This is a genomic window from Stenotrophomonas sp. CASM114 (genome assembly GCF_049384325.1).
GTDB lineage: Bacteria > Pseudomonadota > Gammaproteobacteria > Xanthomonadales > Xanthomonadaceae > Stenotrophomonas > Stenotrophomonas muris.
This window is the reverse complement of the sequence record NZ_JBMRGJ010000006.1, coordinates 1-18436: the sequence shown is the minus strand read 5'-3', so window position 1 is coordinate 18436 and position 18436 is coordinate 1. Positions and strand designations below refer to the sequence as shown.

Below are 18436 nucleotides of genomic sequence, written 5' to 3'. Positions count from 1 at the left end.
CGGACAAGGACCCCCATGGCCTCCGTCTCCTCCGCCACCGAAGCCCACGCGATCCTGCGCGCACCCGACCTGGACAGCGCCGAGCGCGTCTATCTGGGACTGATGCCCGACCTCGAACATGTGAATGCACTGGCACGCCGTGCAGTGGGCCTGTCACGCGTTGCCGACGCGGCACGCGGCTATGCGTTGTCGATGACCCTGGTTGGACTGCGCCTGCAGGAACTGGAGATGGGCGAGCCGACGGCCAGGGAACACCGCCAGGCAACCCTGCGCAGCCTGCGCCAGGCCTTCAGCGCCTGACGGCACACGCACGGACACTGCCGCCGCACCCTTGCCGCGGCACCGTATTCACTGCATCAGCAGCCAAGCCGACGCGGTAGCGTCGCTCAGCGCAGCGTGGTCCACGCCAGCAGCGCGCACAGGATCGCCACCCAGATCACTGCCTTGAACGTGCCTTCCAGCATGTTGCCGCCGAACAGGCGTTCCAGGAACGGATTGGGCCTGGACACCGGGACGTGATCGCTCATGCGGCAGCTCGTTGAAGTGACGGCGCGGTTGCGCGGTAGCGCCGAGTCTACGCCTGCGCGTCCCGGATTCATCGCCGCCTGCCTGCCTTTGGCGGCGCAATCCCCGCCTTCGTCGCAGGCCGGCTGCGGTGCCCGGCCGGCCATGCCAGCCTGCACGCACTTTCCCGCTGGAGCACCGTGCCATGCCGATGCTTGCCCTGGTCCTGCTGTTCTCCAGCCTGTTCGGCGACGGCAGCGGGCCCACCGAGGATGCCCTGCGCAGCCAGATCCTGCGCACCGAAGGACCGCAGGACACGCATGAAGCGCTGCCCCTGCAGCTCTATCACCTGCGCCAGGACCGCGTGCTGCGCCTGGGCAGCCAGCAACTGGCAGGCGACCATGGCGGCAGCCCGCATGCTGCGCTGGCCCGGGCAGGTGTAGCGCAGCTGTGGGAACGCGTCGATGGCCACTGGCGGATCCAGCGTTCGATCACCATCACCCACTGATTTCACGCCACTGAACCTGCAGGAATGTGGCTTCGCGGGAACGCCGGGGTCCTGCCCCTGGATAGAAAAAAAGCCGGCCCCAGGGCCGGCTTTCATCGTTTCCACCGCTTCACCGGCAACGCCGGGAACAGGTGGTGGGCGGTACAGGGTTCGAACCTGTGACCCCTACCATGTCAAGGTAGTGCTCTACCGCTGAGCTAACCGCCCATCTTGTTCTTGCCGCCCGAAGGCTGGCCTTGTTACGTAAAAACCCGGCGCCAGGGCCGGGCTTTGCAGTTCACGAGAGCCCTTTTGCGAGGACTTCGTGGTGGGCGGTACAGGGTTCGAACCTGTGACCCCTACCATGTCAAGGTAGTGCTCTACCGCTGAGCTAACCGCCCGTTTTGCTTCTGCATTTCCGCGATTGCGTCGGTGCAGGCCGCGTATATTACGGATGCCGGCAGGGAAGCGCAACACTTTTGTGAAGATGATGCTGCACTGCCGCGTTCAGCCCAGGCTGGCTTCCTTCAGCTGGCGGATCTGGTCACGCACGCGCGCGGCATCCTCGAATTCCAGATCCTTGGCGTGCTGGTACATCTGCTGTTCCAGCGCCTTGAGACGGACAGCCAGCTGCGCCGGCGACAGCGAACGATAGTCGGTCGCCTCTTCAGCCACTCCCGCCCGGCCCTTGCCCTTGCCCTTCTTGGCTTCCTTCTCCGCGGCATCCGAACGCGCGCCCTCGAGGACGTCGACGATCGGGCGCGCCACCGAGCGCGGCACGATGCCATGTTCTTCGTTGTACTCGACCTGCTTGGCGCGGCGGCGGTCGGTTTCATCGATCGCCGCCTGCATCGAACGGGTGATCCGGTCGGCATACAGGATCGCCTTGCCGCGCACGTTGCGGGCGGCGCGGCCGATGGTCTGGATCAGCGAGCCGGTGGAGCGCAGGAAACCCTCCTTGTCGGCATCGAGGATCGCCACCAGCGATACCTCGGGCATGTCCAGGCCTTCGCGCAGCAGGTTGATGCCGACCAGCACGTCGAACTTGCCCAGGCGCAGGTCGCGGATGATCTCCACACGCTCGACAGTGTCCACGTCCGAGTGCAGGTAACGCACGCGGATGCCATGCTCGGTGAGGTATTCAGTGAGGTTTTCAGCCATGCGCTTGGTCAGCGTGGTGACCAGCACGCGGTCGCCCGCCTTGATGCGCGCGTTGGCCTCGCTCATCAGGTCGTCGACCTGGGTACCCACCGGCCGGATCTCCACCACCGGGTCGATCAGGCCGGTCGGGCGCACCACCAGTTCGGTGATCTCGTCTCCGGCCTCGCGGTATTCATACGGACCCGGCGTGGCCGACACGTAGATGCTGCGCGGGCAACGCTCCTCCCATTCCTCGAAACGCAGCGGACGATTGTCCAGCGCGGACGGCAGGCGGAAGCCGAACTCGACCAGGGTTTCCTTGCGCGAGCGATCGCCCTTGAACATGGCGCCGATCTGCGGAATGGTCACATGCGATTCGTCGATGACCAGCAGCGCATCGGCCGGCAGGTAGTCGAACAGGGTCGGCGGCGGCTCGCCGGCGGCCTTGCCGGTCAGGTGCCGGGAGTAGTTCTCGATGCCGTTGCAGTAACCGACCTCGGCCATCATCTCCAGGTCGAACTGGGTGCGCTGCGCCAAACGCTGCGCCTCCACCAGCTTGTTCTGCGCGTACAGCTGCTCCAGCCGCTCCTTCAGCTCCACCTTGATCGTCTCGATCGCCGCCAGCACGCGTTCGCGCGTGGTCGCATAGTGGGTCTTCGGATACACGGTGAAGCGCTGCATGTTGCGCAGCGTCTCGCCGGTCAGCGGATCGAACAGGGTGATCTTCTCGACCTCGCCATCGAACAGCTCGAGGCGCAGCGCTTCACTGTCCGACTCGGCCGGGAACACGTCGATCACTTCGCCGCGCACGCGGAAGGTGCCGCGCTGCAGTTCGTACTCATTGCGCGTGTACTGCAGCTGGGTCAGGTGGTTGATCAGGTCGCGCTGGTCGATGCGCTCGCCCTTGGACAGGATCAGGCGCAGCGACAGGTAGTCTTCCGGCGCGCCCAGGCCATAGATCGCCGACACCGTCGCCACCACGATCGCGTCCGGGCGCGACAGCAGGGTCTTGGTCGCGGCCAGCCGCATCTGCTCGATATGTTCATTGATCGAACTGTCCTTCTCGATGAAGGTGTCCGACGACGGCACGTAGGCTTCCGGCTGGTAGTAGTCGTAATAGCTGACGAAATACTCCACCGCGTTGTGCGGGAAGAACGCCTTGAATTCGCCATACAGCTGCGCCGCCAGCGTCTTGTTCGGCGCCATGATCAGCGTCGGCTTCTGAATGTTCTGGATGACGTTGGCGATGGTGTAGGTCTTGCCCGAGCCGGTCACGCCCAGCAGGGTCTGCTTGGCGATGCCGGCCTCGAAGTTGCTGGTCAGCTTCGCGATGGCATCGGGCTGGTCGCCCGCCGGCGAATACGGCGAGACAAGTTCAAAACTGTCGCTCATGGTGTTGCCAGTTCCCGGGAAGGATGAGTATACGGGGCTAGGGGTGACGGCTGGCTGAGGGGTGGCCGGGCAGCCCGCCACGGGGATTCCCGATGGCGGCCGCGCAGCCGGGCGCGGAGGCTGGATGCATGCACCCTGACCACACTTCCAGCCGCGCCGCGTCGCGCGGCATGCACCTGATCGAGATCCTGGTCATCACGGTGGTACTGGCCGTGCTGCTGGCCGCCGGCTGGCCCTCGCTGCGAGCGCTGCTGCTGCACCAGCGCGCGGAAGCCACCCGGTTCAGCCTGCAAACCGCCTTGGCAACGGCACGCAGCCAGGCCATCATGCGTCGCGAACTGATCGGCCTCTGCGCCAGCGCGGACGGCCACCGCTGCGGGGACGACTGGAGCCAGGGCTGGATTGCCTACCGGGCCGCAGGCGCGTGGCAGCCCCCATCCACGGCCGATGCCATTGTCCTGCATCAGGCCGGCCGCCCGGATGTCACGATCAGTGCCGCCAGCAGCAGCGGGCGACCGCAACTCTATTTCCAACCGGATGGCCGCAGTCCCGGCAGCAACCTGACACTGCAAATCTGCGTGCGGGGACGCGAGCACGCGCGGGTCATCGTCAGCAACAGTGGGCGGGCGCGTTCGTCCACCCTGCGGGCCGGGCAAGCCTGCTGAACGATGCCCTGGCCTTCAAGCAGACAACAAAAAAGGCTTGCGGAAGTCCACAAGCCTTTGATGTGTAACATCTGGCGCCCGAAGTTGGACTCGAACCAACGACCCCCTGATTAACAGTCAAGTGCTCTAACCGGCTGAGCTATTCGGGCGGGGAGGCGCATTGTAATCACGTCGAACAGGGAGTGCAACACTCCCGTTCACATGCTTGCGTCGTCTGTTTCCAGCAGTGTCACCAGCACTCGGACAGCGTGGTCTTGGCGGTCTTCACGTTGGCCTGGTTGAGCGTCAGATTTCCACACTTGTCCTTCGCCTGTGCGTTGACGGCTGTGGCGGTGAAGGTGAATGTGGACTGCGCAGTCTGCATGGACAGGGTGTAGGCCGCCGTGCCGCCCTCGCGCGGGGAGTTGATCGAATCGGCATTGCCCGGGAACTTGAAACCGACGTAGGTGTTGTTGACCGTGTGGAAGCGCTCGGCCAACTGTGCGTATTCCACCAGGTCGGCCTTGGCTTGGGCCCGGCGCGACTTGCGCACATGTTCGCTGTAGCTCGGGTATGCGATCGCGGCGAGGATTGCCACGACCGCGACCACAATCATCAGCTCGATCAGGGTGAAACCGCGGGCCAGGCGACCCGCCGCGAAAGATTGGCGCATTGCACGGGCTCCTGCTGCCGGAGAAGGATCGACGCCGGTCACTGGATCTGCCTCCAGGATTGGCGGCCACAGGGGTACGGCAGGTACATCGGATCAGCACCGGCCACCGAGATCTGCATCAGGCACGCCTCACCTGGCGGCTGCGGCGGCGGGTTGCCGGGAGTGCTGTCCGGCGGCGCCAGGCGCGGCACCACCGACGTCGTCACATCCCTCACCGGCGCGTTGCCGCCAGTGTTGAGAGCAACGCCGGCAGTACCCGCTCCCGGCGACCGGCCGTCGGGGGCACCGAAGCGCACCTGCGACATCGCTGCCTGCCCGGTGCTGGCCTGCAGGCCAAGCAACCAGTTCGCACCGTCCACCGAGCAACCCTGAGCGTCGGACGGAATATAGGTCGGGAAGAAGACCACGCCGGACACGATCCTCGGATTACCGACGGCACGCTCCTTGTTGGCCAGCACCACGGTCCAGCCGCGGCTGACCGTAGGCACGGTTCCGGCACGCAACGTCCGCACGCCGGAACCGATCTCGGCCGTATACGAGCTCAGGTTTGCCGAGGTCAGCGTCGTCGTCGGCTGGCCCGCTGCGGTGTCGTTGATACCGTACAACGCCTGCACCGCCGTATCGCTCTCGTCACCGTAGTAGGAGAAGCTGCCGGTGCCGAAGATCAGCATCACGCCACCGGACGGTCCGGTGGTCACCGTCATGCCACCGGTGATCGGCTGACGGTAGGTCCGGCGGTCGGCGGGATCGACATGGGTATTGGTGGTGAACAACGGTACGGTTGGCGCGGTGGTCCCGCGCAGGTCGAACTTCCAGATAACGCCACGCTTGTCGGCGCCATAGACCGTATCGGCCAGGCCATCGCGCACCCGCGCGTTCTGCCCGGTTCCGCCCCAGCGATCAACCACCACGATGTTGCCCAGCCCGTTGCTGCCCGACGGCAGGTTGGTACCCGACTCGATCGCCTCGATCATGCGGATGGTCGGCGTGCGGCCTGCCACCATGTCAACCACGAACAGTACCGCCTTGCCACTCCTGCTCTCGTAGCCGTTGCCGAAGATCGCCTTGAAGCCCACCGAACCGTCGGCATTCTTCACCGGCACGATCACCGGCTTGCCCAGCACATGGCCGATGTTGGCGCGCACAGCATCGTCAAGCGAAGCATCGAGGTCACTGATCTCCCACAGCAGGGAGCCGGTGGCGCCGAAGTTGCCCGGATCGGACACATCCAGCGCGAACACACTGCGGCCGCCGGCACCGGCCGTGCCCACCAGTGACGTGGTCCACCCGTTGCTGCCGTAGGTGTCGCTGATCGTCACCGGGCCATCGACGTAGTAACGGTGCTGGAAACGCTGGGCGTTCTGGTTGGTCGGGTCGTTGGGCAACAACAGGTTGCCCATGTGGCCCAACGCGGTCGAGGGAATGTAGGCGAACCGCTCCTTGCCACCGTCAGCGTCCATCTGGCCGTCGGCGCCCATGCCACCATCGAAGGCATGCAACATGCCGTCGTTGGCGCCGGCGTAGACCATGTAGCGGCGACCATTGCGCTTGGTGGTCATGTAGGCGGCGTAACTGCTGCCCATCGTGCCCGGGAGGCGGCCAAACCCATAGTCATCCAGAGGCGAACTCAGCACCGGGGTGGAGGTGATGATGTCGCCCAGTACCGTGCTGCGATCACGCAGCTTGCCGCCGTTGCGCTTCTCGCCGGAGGTTTCACCACGCAGGTAGGCCACGGCCGTGGTGGAATCCGTTGTCAGGCCGGCCAGCTCGGACGCGCTGCAGATCAGGATGCCCGGATACAGCGTCGATGACTTGGTGCACAGATTGGCCAGGCTGACATTGCTGCCGGTGAAGTCTTCCAGCGCGCCGTTGCGCCAGAACCGGATGCGGCGTGATGCAGGCGCCGGCATCTTCGCAGATGCTTCCCAGGCCTCTTCCGAAACGATCTTGCGGGTGGACGGCTCGACGCTCAGCTTGAAGGCGCGCAACTTGCTGTACCAGTCGGTGCCGTTGTTGGTGGCCTCGTAGAACGGTTCCACCGACAACGAGCCGACGCCGATGCGTGCGCCGGTCAGCGAACGCGAGCCGGACGGCGTGGCGCCCTGGGCGACGTTGCTGATGATGCGGCGCATGGCTGCGGTGATTTCGGCCGGGCGCGTGGCGTTGACCATTTCACCGCGGGTGTCATAGACCGCGTTCCACAGCTCATCAACGGCCTCGGGCTTGAGGTCCTGCGTCGTCGTCGGGAAGTTGGGCTTGACGACGTACGGGTCGGGGCTGAGCACCCACGGGCGCAGCGGATCCGGCAGGTACCGGACGCCGAACTCCTTGCCCTGCGTGCCCAGCGTCACGCCGTAGAAATTCATGTGCAGGTGGGTCTTGCAATCCAGCGACGGATTTGGATTCGGCCCCTTGCACTCGGCCGGCACCGGCACGGAATTGGTCTCCTTGCCCGGCACGAGAGAACTGTTGTAGTACGGCGCCACGAGATCCTTCATCAGCGTCGTGTTGCCGGACTCATTGATATAGCCATCGGTGAACAGCATGCCCGCGTTCTTCTGGCATGACAGGAGTACCGGCGCGTTCTGATCCGTGCGCTGGAATTGTTCGCCAAGGTACTGTGCGGCGGAACGATTGGGCGTACTGCTGCTGGCCCGCATTTCGCCGATGATCTGGCTGAGCAGCTGCTGCTTCTCCGGCTCGTTGGTCATGTTGAACATGGTCACCGCGCGGCGGCCATTGATACGGAACCAGCCCACGCGCAGATTGGTAGTGTCGTACAGCGCGTTCGTGGCCGCACCGATCAGCGCTTCGCGTCGCGTCCGATACAGGCTGAACCAGTTGGCGAAGCTCTGCATGGCAGCGTTGTACTTCGCTTGATTGTTGCCGAAGTTCGCAATCTTGATTTCGTACTTGTACAACGTACCTGGACGGCCGCCCGGAGGATTTGCAACGGCAACAGGTGCCGCGGTGTACCCATATTCCGCCGGGAGTGTAGACGGATCTGCCAGGAAGAACGTGGCCGGATAGAAGGCGACGGCAGCATCGCAGCTTGAGCTGCTGATGGTGGTCTGGCGCGTCACGTTGTCGAACGAGCCTTCCTGCCGGACAGCCCCCCCGCTCAGGTTGCATCGCCCACGCTCAATACGGGTTCCGACCGGCAGCGTCATGCCGGAACGAAAGCGGAAGCGCCAGTTCGCGCCGGTCCGCCCGCCGGTGTCCATGCTGGTCAACAGCGAGTCCACAGTCAGGTCCAGGGCGCCGGCGATCTTGTTCGGTGCATTGTCCGGACGCGGGTCCAGCGGCGCACTGGACGCCCTGATGTCCAGATAGTTGGCGAGGGCTGTATCGGACAAGCCGGTCTTCCAGCCAGGATAGATCTCACGCGGATCGTAGTAGGACGAGTTGACGTCAGGTGATCGGGCGAAACCGAAGCTGTCAAGCGGCGGAATGGCTGCCTGGTCGTCGCGCCCATAGCTTGGGAAGACGTACAGGTAGCGCTGCCCGGACCCATCGTAGCCGTTGACAGCACCCTGGTTGTAGAAGCCACTGCCATCCCAGCGGTACACGCCATCGCGCGTGTTGTTCAACGTCTCCCACAACATCGAGCCGGAATCATCCAGCGCCATCAGGAAGGCCGGCGGCGTCTGTACCTGGATGTTCAGCGGTGCCTGCGCCAGCGTGCCCTGGGCCTGGGCCGCCATCAGGCTGTAGATGACATAGCCCCCCCCCAGCGCCAATGCGACGCTGCCTGCGGCCATGAAACGGAATTTGCGCGAAGCCATGGCCTGCGTCCTCAGAGTTTGAATACGGTATCGATGACCACCGACGACGAGCTCGCATCGGCATCGTCGGTCGCGAAGCCGGTAATCTGGTAAATCGGCGTGACGTCTTCCAGCGGACGGCCCATGTCGAGCGACGATTCGCCCATCACACAGCTGTCGATCTGGCGGACATTGACCGCAGGACGCGTCTGGTTGCGGCGATTTTCCGCCCACATAACCGGATCGAAGCCGTCATCGCAGGCCCGCGACAGAGTGCTGGACTGCACCAGGCTGCCGCTCCCCACATCCTGGCGGTTGGCGATTTTCTCCACCGAGCGTTCGGCCGCACGCACCACGCCCTCGGAGTTCTGGAAGGCCCGGTTGGCGGCGCGGTAGTTCGCAGCCATCTTCTCCTGCATGCCGGCCACCTGCATGCCCGCAATGCCCAGCAGCGCCAGCAGGATAAGCATGATCAACGCGACATAGAGCACGGCGCCGCGCTGGGTGCGAGCGGGGGCGGGCCTGAACGAACGTGAAAAGGTCGTCATGGTCAGTTCCCGAACAGGCGATTGCGCAGTGCAATCGAGACTTCATAGCTGGAGCGGTAGCGGCCGTCAGGTCTGTCGCTGCTGACAAAGCCCACGCCGAGTACCGACAGCGGGTTGGCAGGTGTGCTCGAAGACGACGGCGTCGGGCTGCGTGCCAGCAGCCCCACCTGCACCTGCCCGACCCGCAGCCACTGCGCGGCACCGGACGCGTTCGCGTTGGTGCTGACGCCAGTTGCGGCGGCCAGGTTGGTGATGTTGCCGGCCGGTGGCGTGCCCAGGCTGATGTTGGCGGTACTGTCCAGGCCATACAGCAGCTGCAGGCTTTCGATGCCTTCCACGAGTTCTTCATTGACCGCATAGGCGCCAGCACTGTTGGCGCGGGCACGGCGCAGGCCCGGCTGTCCGGTCTCCGGATTGATGCCGACGTAGTAGACCATCGACTCGGCCCGGTAGAGCATCGTCTGCCCGGTCGGCTGCGCGGCATAGCGCGACAGGTCCAGCGAGGGCGCGGTCACACGGGCCGCACTCAACGTACCGGCGAAGATGTCCGCGTGGGCACAGTCGGCGATGCCGAACAAGGTCGGTGCCGCCACGCCCCCCGAGGTGAGTCGGGCCACCCGGGTGCTGTCCATGTCCAGAAGCGCATTGCCGCCGCTGGACGAAATGCCGGTCACCGGCACCCCCTCAGGCGCCAGGTAGCGCAGCACCAGCACATCGCTTCCGCCTGCCGGCGCGGGGCTGAGCCGGGTGATCGCTGTCGGCAGCGCTGACGGTGCGGACCATGTCGCCCCGAGTGCGAGCCTCCCGCCCGGCGCGGTTCCCGGTGCATCGAAGCCCTGAATGGAAACGCTGAAATCAAGCGGGCTGCCATCGCCCGAGGATGCACCCAGGTGCGATACCGGATCGCCCTGGTTCTTCACCACGTGGGCCTGGTCGTTCACGCAGCCCATGTGCCCGGCCATGCGGATGTCGCGCTCAAGGAAATCCAGCGCGAAACGGGCGTTCTCCTGCACGCGCGAGGCCCCCTCGGACAGGCGCGAGGCAGCCTGCGAGGCCATGAAGACCTGCACCACGCCCAGCATCAGCACCAGGCTGATCACCAGGGCGATCATCAGTTCCACCAGCGACAGGCCGGCCATGGTGGCACGTCGGTTCAGGCGCATGCTCACAGCTCCGTAGCCAGTGCAAAGGTGGTGGCCTTGTCCGGGTCATCCGGATCCCAGCGCTGGTCGCCCCAGGTAATGGCCACATTGACCACGCCACCACTGAAGGTGACATTGGCGCCTGCATCGTCGCCCAGCGCCTTCACCACCTGGCATTGCCAGCGCGCGATCTTCTTTTCAATGGAGACGTCGCCGGTATCGCTGGTGCACGCAGTGGCGGCGGTCTTGCTGCCTGCCGCGAACGACGCGCCGGTGTACCAGGCCGCCTGGAAGCGGTTGCTGCGCATCTGCTCGGTCAGGTCGTAAGCCAGGTTGGTGGCCTGGGTTCGATAATTGGCGCTCTGCACGAAGCGGACGTTCAGGGTCTGCAAGAGGGCAAAACCCAGCAGGCCGAACGCCAGCACGATGATGGCGATCAGTACTTCCAGCAGGGTGAAGCCCCCGGCCTGGCGCGCGCGGAAGGTACGGGTGGTCATGGACAGGCTTCCTTGGTGCTGCGGATCTGCCCGGAGGCGTTCACCGTCAGTGTGCGCTTGTGCAGTGCGCCCCTGCTGCAGACGTCCGGCTCCAGCCGTACCTCCTGCTCGGCGCTGGCGCGGCGACGGCCGCGCCCGTCGAAGGCGATCTCCGTGGCCGGCCCAGTGATCTTCAGCTTGGGATTGCCACTGACGAAGCGCAGGACGGTTTCACCTGCCGACAGCGCACCGTCGCCATTGGCATCGGCAAAGGCCAGCATGCCGCCCGACCAGCCACCATCACAGCTGGCACCGTCGCTGCTTCCACAGACGCCGCCACCGCGGTTGCTGCGGATCGCCTCGCTGCGGGCAAGACTGAGCAGGCCCAGGACCTCGTTGTTGGTCGAGCTCACCCGGCTCGAACGAATCGTGCCCTGGAAACTTGGAAAGGCGATCGCAGCCAGGATCGCCACCACGGCGATGGTGACCATCAGCTCGATCAAGGTGAAGCCGCTTTCCCGGCGCAAAGACATTGGACGCTCCCCAGCGTGTTGGTGGCCACGATGGGCCATCGTCCCGCCACCGGCAAGCGGCGGCAGGATGAACGGTCAATCCGGGGCGACGGGCGTCAAAGGCTTGACGACCCGCCCTCCCCTGCCCGTGCCGGCGCGATCCCCATCGCGCCGGCACGGGTTCAGGCCAGCACCTGGTAGCAGGGCTGGTATTCGCCGGAGATCTTCATCCGGCGCTGCTCGACGAAGGCGCGCAGCAGCGCATCCAGCGCCTGCATCATGTCCGGATCCCCGTGGATCTGGAACGGCCCGAACTGCTCGATGCGGCGCATGCCGTCCTCCTTCACGTTGCCTGCGACGATGCCCGAGAACGCCCGGCGCAGATCGGCCGCCAGCGCGTGCGGCGCACGCCCGTGGTGCAGGTCCAGCGCGGCCATCGCCTCGTGGGTCGGCACGAACGGCTGCTGGTACTCCCACGGGATCTCGATCGACCAGTTGAAGAAGAACGAGTCCTTCTGCGCCAGGCGGTGCTCGCGCACCCGCTTGATGCCGTTGGCCATCTTCTTGGCCACCGCGACCGGGTCACCGATGATGATCTCGTAGCGCTCGGCAGCCTCATCACCCAAGGTCAGGCGGATGAAGCGGTCGATCTGCTCGAAGTACGGCGCCGCCACGGTCGGGCCGGTCAGGATCAGCGGGAACGGCAGGTCCTTGTTCTCCTCGCGCAGCAGGATGCCGAGCAGGTACAGGATCTCTTCGGCAGTGCCGACGCCACCGGCGAACACGATGATGCCGTGGCCGATGCGGACGAAGGCCTCAAGGCGCTTCTCGATGTCCGGCATGATCACCAGGTGGTTGACGATCGGGTTCGGCGACTCGGCCGCGATGATGCCCGGCTCGGTGAGGCCGATGTAGCGCGTCACGGTACGGCGCTGCTTGGCATGGGCGATGGTGGCGCCCTTCATCGGGCCCTTCATCGCACCCGGACCGCAGCCGGTGCAGATGTCCAGGCCGCGCAGGCCCAGCTCGTAACCCACCTGCTTGGTGTACAGGTACTCGTCGCGCGAGATCGAATGGCCGCCCCAGCACACCACCAGGTTCGGATCGCCCGGGTTGAGGATGCGCGCATTGCGCAGCAGGCCGAACACCGCGTTGGTGATGCCCTCGGTCGACTCCAGCTCGGCCGCGTAGGCCGGGCCCATCTCGATGGCCATGTAGGCCAGGTCGCGCACGACGGCGAACAGCAGTTCGGCGACACCGCGGATGATCTCGCCGTCGACGAAGGCCATCGCCGGTGCGTTGACCAGGTCGATGCGCACGCCGCGATCCTGCTGCGCCACCTGGATGTCGAAATCAGGGTAGAGGTCGCGCGCCGCGCGCGGATCGTCCGAAGCGCTGCCGCTGGTCAGCACAGCCAGCGCGCAGCGGCGCAGCAGCTCATGCATGCCGCCGGCGGAGGCATCGCGCAGGCGCGCCACCTCGGCCCGCGACAGCACATCCAGCCCACCGCGCGGGTAGATCCGCGCATCCTGCACCGGCAGTGCACGGGCCGATTTTTCGTTCGTGGTCATATCCAATTTTTCGCTTCCTTCAAGGTTTCCGACTGTACTGCCGCCCCCTTAAAAAGCAAAACGGCCGGGAAACCCGACCGTTGGATGTGTGCTGCCCGCGTTCGCCTTTCCGGGACCGCATCGGCGGCATTGGCACCGCGCACAGTTCCAGATGCTACGCCGTTGCCCAGCACCCCGCAAGGACTTTCGCCTGAACGGGAAACGGCCGGGTTTCCCCGGCCGTTTCCGTTTACAGCAGCGCTACGTCAGTGCATCAGAACTGGTAGCGGAAGCCCAGCTGCAGCGACCACTGCGAGACACCAACGTCGAAGCCGTCTGCGTCGTTGTTGGCCACCGTCGGCAGGTCAGCACCGCGGAAGTTGTAGACGTACTTGCCGTCCTTCATGCCCTGCAGGGTAGCCACACGCGCATCGGCGAAGAAGCCGTAGTCGTAGATGTTGCCCCACTTCTTGTTGAGCATGTTACCGACGTTCTGGATGTCCAGCCACACTTCCGACTTGTGACCCTTCATGAAGCCCGGCAGCTGCTGGCTGATGCGGATATCGAAGGTGTTGATCCAGCCGGTACGGAACTGGTTCGCCGGAGCGTAGCCACCTGCGTACTTGGCCAGCTGCGGGTTGGCGGCCAGCCATGCGTAGAACGACTTCTCCATTTCCGCATCCGGGGTGAAGGTGCTGCCCGCCAGATTGCCGAACAGAACCTCGCCCGGGTTCGGCACGTAGAACAGGTCATTCGCGGAGCGGCCGTCGCCGTTGGCATCGTTCGAGTACACGTAGCTGTACGGACGGCCGCTACGGCCCTCATACACCAGACCGACCTTGGTTTCGTAGTCGCCGAAGAACTTGTGCTTCCAGTTCAGCGAGCCCGACAGGCGGTCACGGATCTGGTAGCGCGAGGTGTTCTCGGTTTCGCTGTTGGCGTTGAAGGCGTACTGGTAGTTCCAACCCGAGCTTGCGGTGGAGCTGGTCAGCGAGCCCACTTCGGTCGCGTCGGTGTAGGTGTAACCGATGTTCCAGGACCAGTCACTGGCGTCCGACCACGGCTTGCTCAGCGACACGGTGAACTGCGAGGTGCGGCCCTTGTCGGTGTTGGCGATTTCGTAGACGGCGTCGTAGCCGCGGTTCCGCCCGAAGCGGGCATCGTTGTTGGTCCACAGGTTGCCGTTGCGCGACGCAGCGTAATAGAGCTCACGACCGTCCGGACCCAGCTGCTGCACCGGGCCCAGGTTCAGGTTCCTGTAGTACAGGGCATCCTTGACCTTGGTGACCAGCAGCTCTGCCGAAGCCACGATGCCGTACCACGGCGTTTCATGATCGAAGGCCAGGTTGGCCTTGTACACCGACGGCATCTTGAAGTCGCTGCCGACGAAGTTGACGTTCTGACGGTTCGAGCCCGGGGTGGTCGGGACCGGCTGGCTGTCCTTGTTCGGGTTGAACGGCAGCGTGCGATCGTAGGCAGTGTAGGCGTACACCGAATTGTTGAAGCCGGTGGCCGAGTAGCTGTTGCTCAGCCACACCTGCGGCGCATCACCCTGGAACAGGCCCACGCCGCCGCGCAGCTGCGTCGGACGCTCGCTGTCGAAGGTGTAGTTGAAACCGACGCGCGGCTGGATCAGGAACTTGTTGCTCAGCACTTCGCTGTTATCGCGACCGAAGAAGGTCGACGCCGCAGCGTTGTAGGCCGGGGCCGGGCTGGTGTCGGCACGGTCGGCACGCACACCCAGGGTCAGGGTCAGATTGTTGTTGACATACCAGGTGTCCTGCACGAACAGGGCCAGGTTGCTGTACTTGTAGTCAGCCGGAATCGAGCCCGGGGTGCGCTCCGGATTGTAGTTGTAGCTGCTCCAGCGGCCAGCGGCGAAGTTGTCCAGGCCGTAGAAGGTGTAGGCACCCCACGAGTTGGCGCCGAAGTAGTTGTAGATGTCGTTGGTGTCGTACGACGCACCGAACTTGACGTCATGGTCACCCAGGGTCCAGGTAGCTGCGGCGTAGTAGTTCCACGCCTTGGTTTCCAGGATGTTGTTCTGCGAGTTGACTTCGGTACCCAGGTACAGCGAGTCACCCGACGGTGCAGCCTCGTTGCCGCCGAAGAAGATGCGGATGCTCGGTGCGTCGGTGGACACGTTGCGGATCGCCGAGTACTCGCGGTACGACGCCTTCAATTCGGTCGAGAAGTTCGGGGTCCAGTCGCTGAACAGCTGGGCGACGTAGCTCTCGTTGGTCTTGTCATGCTGGTACCAATACGAGCTCAGCGAGGCCGAACTGGTGGCCATGCCGTTGATGCGCAGCTTGCTCTGGTCGATCTTGCTGTAGCGGATGTTGGCACGGTGGTTCTCGCTGATGTTCCAGTCCAGCTTCAGCGCGTACTCTTCCATCTCCGTGTCGCCGTTGCTTTCCAGGCCACCGGCGTTGATGCCGTAGCCCTGCGCGATCTGCTGCGCGCGGGTCACGTCGGCCAGGGTGAACTGCGGGTTGGCCTTGCCCAGCGCGGTGCCGCTCAGGTCGGCGCCCGGGGCGGCCTGCTTGAACTTTTCGTAGTTGGCGAAGAAGAACAGCTTGTCCTTGACGATCGGGCCGCCCAGGGTCATGCCGTAGGTTTCTTCCTTGGTGAAGCCCTTGAACGGCTGGCCTTCCGGGTTGTCGCCGAACCAGTCGCCATCACGGTAGGTGCCGTACACCGAGCCGTGGAATTCATTGGTACCCGACTTGGTCACCGCGTTGACGGTGGCACCGGCGGCGGCAGCGATGCTGACGTCGTAGTTGGACAGGTTGATGTCCAGCGCTTCGATGGCTTCCATCGCGACCGGCTGGCGGCGGGTCGGCATGTTGTTGCCTTCCAGGCCGAAGGTGTCGCTGGCCGAGACGCCGTCGATGTTGATCGAGTTGAAGCGCGGGTTCTGGCCGCCGGCCGAGATCGAGCCCGAGGCGCGATCGATGAAGGTGACGCGCGGATCCAGGCGCATCAGATCCTGGATGTTGCCGCCGACGGACGGCGCAACTTCGATCTGCTGCTGGCTGATGTTGGTGCCCGAGCCCATCTTGGTGGCGCTGAACACTTCCGAGCCGCCGCCGACGGCGGTGACCTGCACGGTGTCCAGATTGGTCGCGCCGGCCAGATCGCCGGTCAGCGTCGCGTTGATGGTGCCGGTCTGGTTCACGCCCAGGTAGACGCCATCTTCGGTCTTGGTGCCTTCACCCGGCTTGGTGATGGTGATGCTGTACGGGCCACCCACGCGCAGGCCGCGTGCGTTGTAGCGACCGGCCGCATCGGTGGTAGCACGCGAAACCGTGCCCGACTCGGTGTGGGTGATGGTGACTTCAGCACCAGCGACGGGCTGGCCGCCGCGGGTCACGACCTGGCCACCGACACCAGCGGAGGTGCTCTGGGCGAAGGCGGGAGCGGCAGCAAGTGCAGCCACGAGACCAAGGGTAAGCTTGGACATCCGGAGTGGGTGGGTCATTTTTCGGTAGCCTCGATGCGAGTTGGCGATGGCGGAAAAAAAAGCGCATCCAAACAGCCCTGCGGGTGGCTGGTCGGAGAGTTATCTGGGGTTCCCTACCGCTTGGCTGAAGGCAGCCATAACGGTTAACACTAGATTAACACGCTACGCCATCAATGTGACGGTTGTGCGACAAACGGCACCGGTTCGCAACGCAATCGTGACGGGTTCTTCACTCCGCCTTTCCCCGGGGCTCACTCGCGGGGAACTGCCCCGCTGGCATCGAGAATCGTCCCCCGCCAGGCATGGCCGGCCGGGGACAACAGGATGACGGCCGCAGCGGCGGCCGCTTCGGGCCCTTGCGCAGCCGGGTCCTGATCGACGGAATAGGCGCGGGCGCGCAGTGCCGTGCGCAGGGGCCCCGGGTACAGGCCACTGACCCGGACAGGGCTGCGACCCAGCTCATCGTGCAGGCTGCCGATCAGGCCACGCAGGCCGTGCTGGGCCACGCCATACCCGCCCCAGTAGGCCTGCCCCACCCGTTCGGGGGCATCGACCGCGAACACCAGGGCAGCATCCTCGCGCTGCCGCAGCAGCGGCAGGCAGGCCTGGGCCAGCCAGGCCGGGGCGGTCAGGGTGACATGGACCGCACGAGCGAAACTGGCCGGGTCGGCCAGCTCGAACGGGGTCAGGCCGGGGAAATGCGCGGCGCAGACCAGCAGGCCATCCAGCCGCCCCAGCTCACGCTGCAGGGCCTGGGCCAGTTCGGCATAGTCATCGGGGCCGGCACCCTCCAGGTCCATCGGGTACAGCAGGGGTTCCGGGCCGACCGCCTGGACTTGGGCATAGACCCGGTCCAGCCGGCGCGGCTTGCGCCCCAGCAGGACCACGGTAGCCCCGGCCGCCGCAGCGGCAATCGCCGCCGCACTGCCCAGCCCGCCGCCGGCACCGGCAACCAGCACCACGCGGTCCTGCAACGGGCGGCCATCGAGCGCCCCGTCAGTCGGTGACGTCGACGGCCAGGCACTCATCCCTGGGTCGCCTCTTCGACGATGCGCTTGAGCTCGCCGGATTCAAACAGTTCCATGACGATGTCGCAGCCGCCGATCAACTCGCCGTTGATGAACAGCTGCGGGAAGGTCGGCAGGTTGGAGAAGCGCGGCAGGTTGGCGCGGATCTCCGGTTCTTCGAGCACGTTGACGGTGCGCAGGGTGACGGCGCCGGCAGCCATCAACGCCTGCACGGCGCGGCTGGAAAAGCCGCACATCGGGTACTGCGGGGTGCCCTTCATGAACAGCACGAGCGGGTAACGATCGACCTCGGCCTGGATTTGCTGCATTACCGCCACAACCACACTCCTTGCTTCGCCGGACAACCCGACCGTGATGGTCGGCTAGACTGCCCACGGTAGCCGCCATTGTAAGCGGATGGAACAGGCTGCCGCCGTCCCCTGGCCACGAACCTGCACATGCCCGTCGAATTGCCCGCCCTGCCCTACCTCTCCGGCTCCCTGCAGCCCCACCTGTCCGCGCAGACCGTGGAACTGCATCACGGCCGCCACCACCGCGCCTATGTCGACGCGGTCAACGCCGGCACCCTCGGCACCGAGTGGGAGGAGGCGTCGCTGGAAGAGATCGTGCGCCATGCCCAGGGCACGCTGTTCGATGCGGCCGCCCAGGCCTGGAACCACGGTTTCTACTGGCAGTGCCTGCGCCCGCGCGGCGGCGGCGAACCGCAGGGCCGGCTGGGCGAGCTGGTCAAGCGCCAGTTCGGTGACGCGCAGCGCCTGCGCGAGGAATTCAACCGCACTGCACTGGGCCTGTTCGGCTCGGGCTGGGTGTGGCTGGTGCAGCACCCGGGCGGCCAGCTGGGCATCCAGGCCACCCGCAACGCCGGCACGCCCCTGACCGGCGACAGCACCCCGCTGCTGTGCTGCGACGTGTGGGAGCACGCGTACTACACCGACTACCAGAATGACCGCGCGCGTTACCTGGACGCGTTCTGGCAGATGGTCAACTGGGAATTCGCCGAGAGCCAGCTGCGCTGAGGCAGCGGCTCTGTCACCGGGTAGTGCCGGCCGCTGGCCGGCAACCCACTGGACGTACAAGGATGCCGGGGTTGCCGGCCAGCGGCCGGCACTACCG

The 18436-nt window shown here is 65.2% G+C and carries 16 protein-coding genes and 3 tRNA genes; 4 read left to right on the top strand and 15 right to left on the bottom strand.

Annotation, left to right across the window (positions count from 1 at the left end; all coding sequences use genetic code 11):
- The first annotated feature begins 15 nt into the window (after nt 1–15).
- Nucleotides 16–300, top strand: coding sequence for a hypothetical protein (locus VG566_RS08380; protein WP_014646601.1), 285 nt, complete (start codon nt 16–18; stop codon nt 298–300).
- Nucleotides 301–386: 86 nt separating this feature from the next.
- Here the strand turns inward: VG566_RS08380 and VG566_RS08375 are convergent, their stop codons facing one another.
- Nucleotides 387–527 carry a hypothetical protein gene (locus VG566_RS08375; protein WP_162838510.1) on the bottom strand — a complete coding sequence of 47 codons (141 nt, stop codon included), beginning with the start codon at nt 525–527 and terminating at the stop codon, nt 387–389.
- 182 nt (nt 528–709) lie between these two features.
- On the opposite strand from VG566_RS08375, the gene VG566_RS08370 reads away from it, so the two are divergent.
- The gene (locus VG566_RS08370) at nt 710–1012 is read left to right on the top strand and encodes a hypothetical protein (RefSeq protein ID WP_046429817.1); all 303 of its coding nucleotides are present in this window, start codon (nt 710–712) and stop codon (nt 1010–1012) included.
- 132 nt (nt 1013–1144) lie between these two features.
- Here the strand turns inward: VG566_RS08370 and VG566_RS08365 are convergent.
- The 3 genes from VG566_RS08365 to uvrB all read right to left on the bottom strand — a co-directional run bounded on the left by VG566_RS08365 (nt 1145) and on the right by uvrB (nt 3523).
- Nucleotides 1145–1219: transfer RNA gene (locus tag VG566_RS08365), tRNA-Val, on the bottom strand.
- A gap of 98 nt (nt 1220–1317) precedes the next feature.
- Nucleotides 1318–1392 (bottom strand) — tRNA-Val (locus VG566_RS08360).
- A 106-nt stretch (nt 1393–1498) separates the two neighbouring features.
- Nucleotides 1499–3523, bottom strand: a complete 2025-nt coding sequence (gene uvrB, locus VG566_RS08355; RefSeq protein WP_014646599.1) for an excinuclease ABC subunit UvrB — start codon at nt 3521–3523, stop codon at nt 1499–1501.
- Between the two features lie 92 nt (nt 3524–3615).
- Here uvrB and VG566_RS08350 point away from each other — a divergent pair, with 92 nt between their 5' ends.
- Nucleotides 3616–4188 carry a GspH/FimT family pseudopilin gene (locus tag VG566_RS08350; RefSeq protein WP_423172631.1) on the top strand — a complete coding sequence of 191 codons (573 nt, stop codon included), beginning with the start codon at nt 3616–3618 and terminating at the stop codon, nt 4186–4188.
- A 72-nt stretch (nt 4189–4260) separates the two neighbouring features.
- On the opposite strand, the gene VG566_RS08345 is transcribed toward VG566_RS08350, so the two are convergent.
- From VG566_RS08345 to grxD, 11 genes are all read right to left on the bottom strand, one after another.
- Nucleotides 4261–4337 (bottom strand) — tRNA-Asn (locus VG566_RS08345).
- 80 nt (nt 4338–4417) lie between these two features.
- Complete coding sequence (locus tag VG566_RS08340; RefSeq protein WP_049416370.1) at nt 4418–4840, bottom strand: type IV pilin protein; 423 nt, start codon at nt 4838–4840, stop codon at nt 4418–4420.
- Nucleotides 4841–4878: 38 nt separating this feature from the next.
- The gene (locus VG566_RS08335; RefSeq protein WP_032960885.1) at nt 4879–8625 is read right to left on the bottom strand and encodes a pilus assembly protein; all 3747 of its coding nucleotides are present in this window, start codon (nt 8623–8625) and stop codon (nt 4879–4881) included.
- 11 nt (nt 8626–8636) lie between these two features.
- Nucleotides 8637–9152, bottom strand: coding sequence for a PilX N-terminal domain-containing pilus assembly protein (locus VG566_RS08330; RefSeq protein WP_032960888.1), 516 nt, complete (start codon nt 9150–9152; stop codon nt 8637–8639).
- Between the two features lie 2 nt (nt 9153–9154).
- Nucleotides 9155–10315, bottom strand: a complete 1161-nt coding sequence (locus VG566_RS08325) for a PilW family protein (protein ID WP_241884351.1) — start codon at nt 10313–10315, stop codon at nt 9155–9157.
- A 2-nt stretch (nt 10316–10317) separates the two neighbouring features.
- Nucleotides 10318–10791, bottom strand: a complete 474-nt coding sequence (gene pilV / locus VG566_RS08320; RefSeq protein WP_032960895.1) for a type IV pilus modification protein PilV — start codon at nt 10789–10791, stop codon at nt 10318–10320.
- A complete protein-coding gene (locus VG566_RS08315) occupies nt 10788–11303 on the bottom strand; it encodes a GspH/FimT family pseudopilin (RefSeq protein ID WP_111205955.1) in 516 nt (171 codons plus the stop codon). The genes pilV and VG566_RS08315 overlap by 4 nt, the downstream gene beginning before the upstream one ends.
- Nucleotides 11304–11464: 161 nt before the next feature.
- A complete protein-coding gene (gene ppnN, locus VG566_RS08310; protein WP_241884350.1) occupies nt 11465–12853 on the bottom strand; it encodes a nucleotide 5'-monophosphate nucleosidase PpnN in 1389 nt (462 codons plus the stop codon).
- 253 nt (nt 12854–13106) lie between these two features.
- Nucleotides 13107–16295 carry a TonB-dependent receptor gene (locus VG566_RS08305; protein ID WP_053494945.1) on the bottom strand — a complete coding sequence of 1063 codons (3189 nt, stop codon included), beginning with the start codon at nt 16293–16295 and terminating at the stop codon, nt 13107–13109.
- Nucleotides 16296–16546: 251 nt separating this feature from the next.
- Nucleotides 16547–17323: an SDR family NAD(P)-dependent oxidoreductase gene (locus tag VG566_RS08300; RefSeq protein WP_241884349.1), complete on the bottom strand. Its 777-nt coding sequence runs from the start codon at nt 17321–17323 to the stop codon at nt 16547–16549.
- Nucleotides 17320–17640 carry a Grx4 family monothiol glutaredoxin gene (grxD, locus tag VG566_RS08295; RefSeq protein ID WP_005415957.1) on the bottom strand — a complete coding sequence of 107 codons (321 nt, stop codon included), beginning with the start codon at nt 17638–17640 and terminating at the stop codon, nt 17320–17322. Before grxD ends, VG566_RS08300 begins: the two co-directional genes overlap by 4 nt.
- A 120-nt stretch (nt 17641–17760) precedes the next feature.
- On the opposite strand from grxD, the gene VG566_RS08290 reads away from it, so the two are divergent.
- A complete protein-coding gene (locus VG566_RS08290) occupies nt 17761–18339 on the top strand; it encodes a superoxide dismutase (RefSeq protein WP_014646588.1) in 579 nt (192 codons plus the stop codon).
- The last annotated feature ends 97 nt before the right edge of the window (nt 18340–18436 follow it).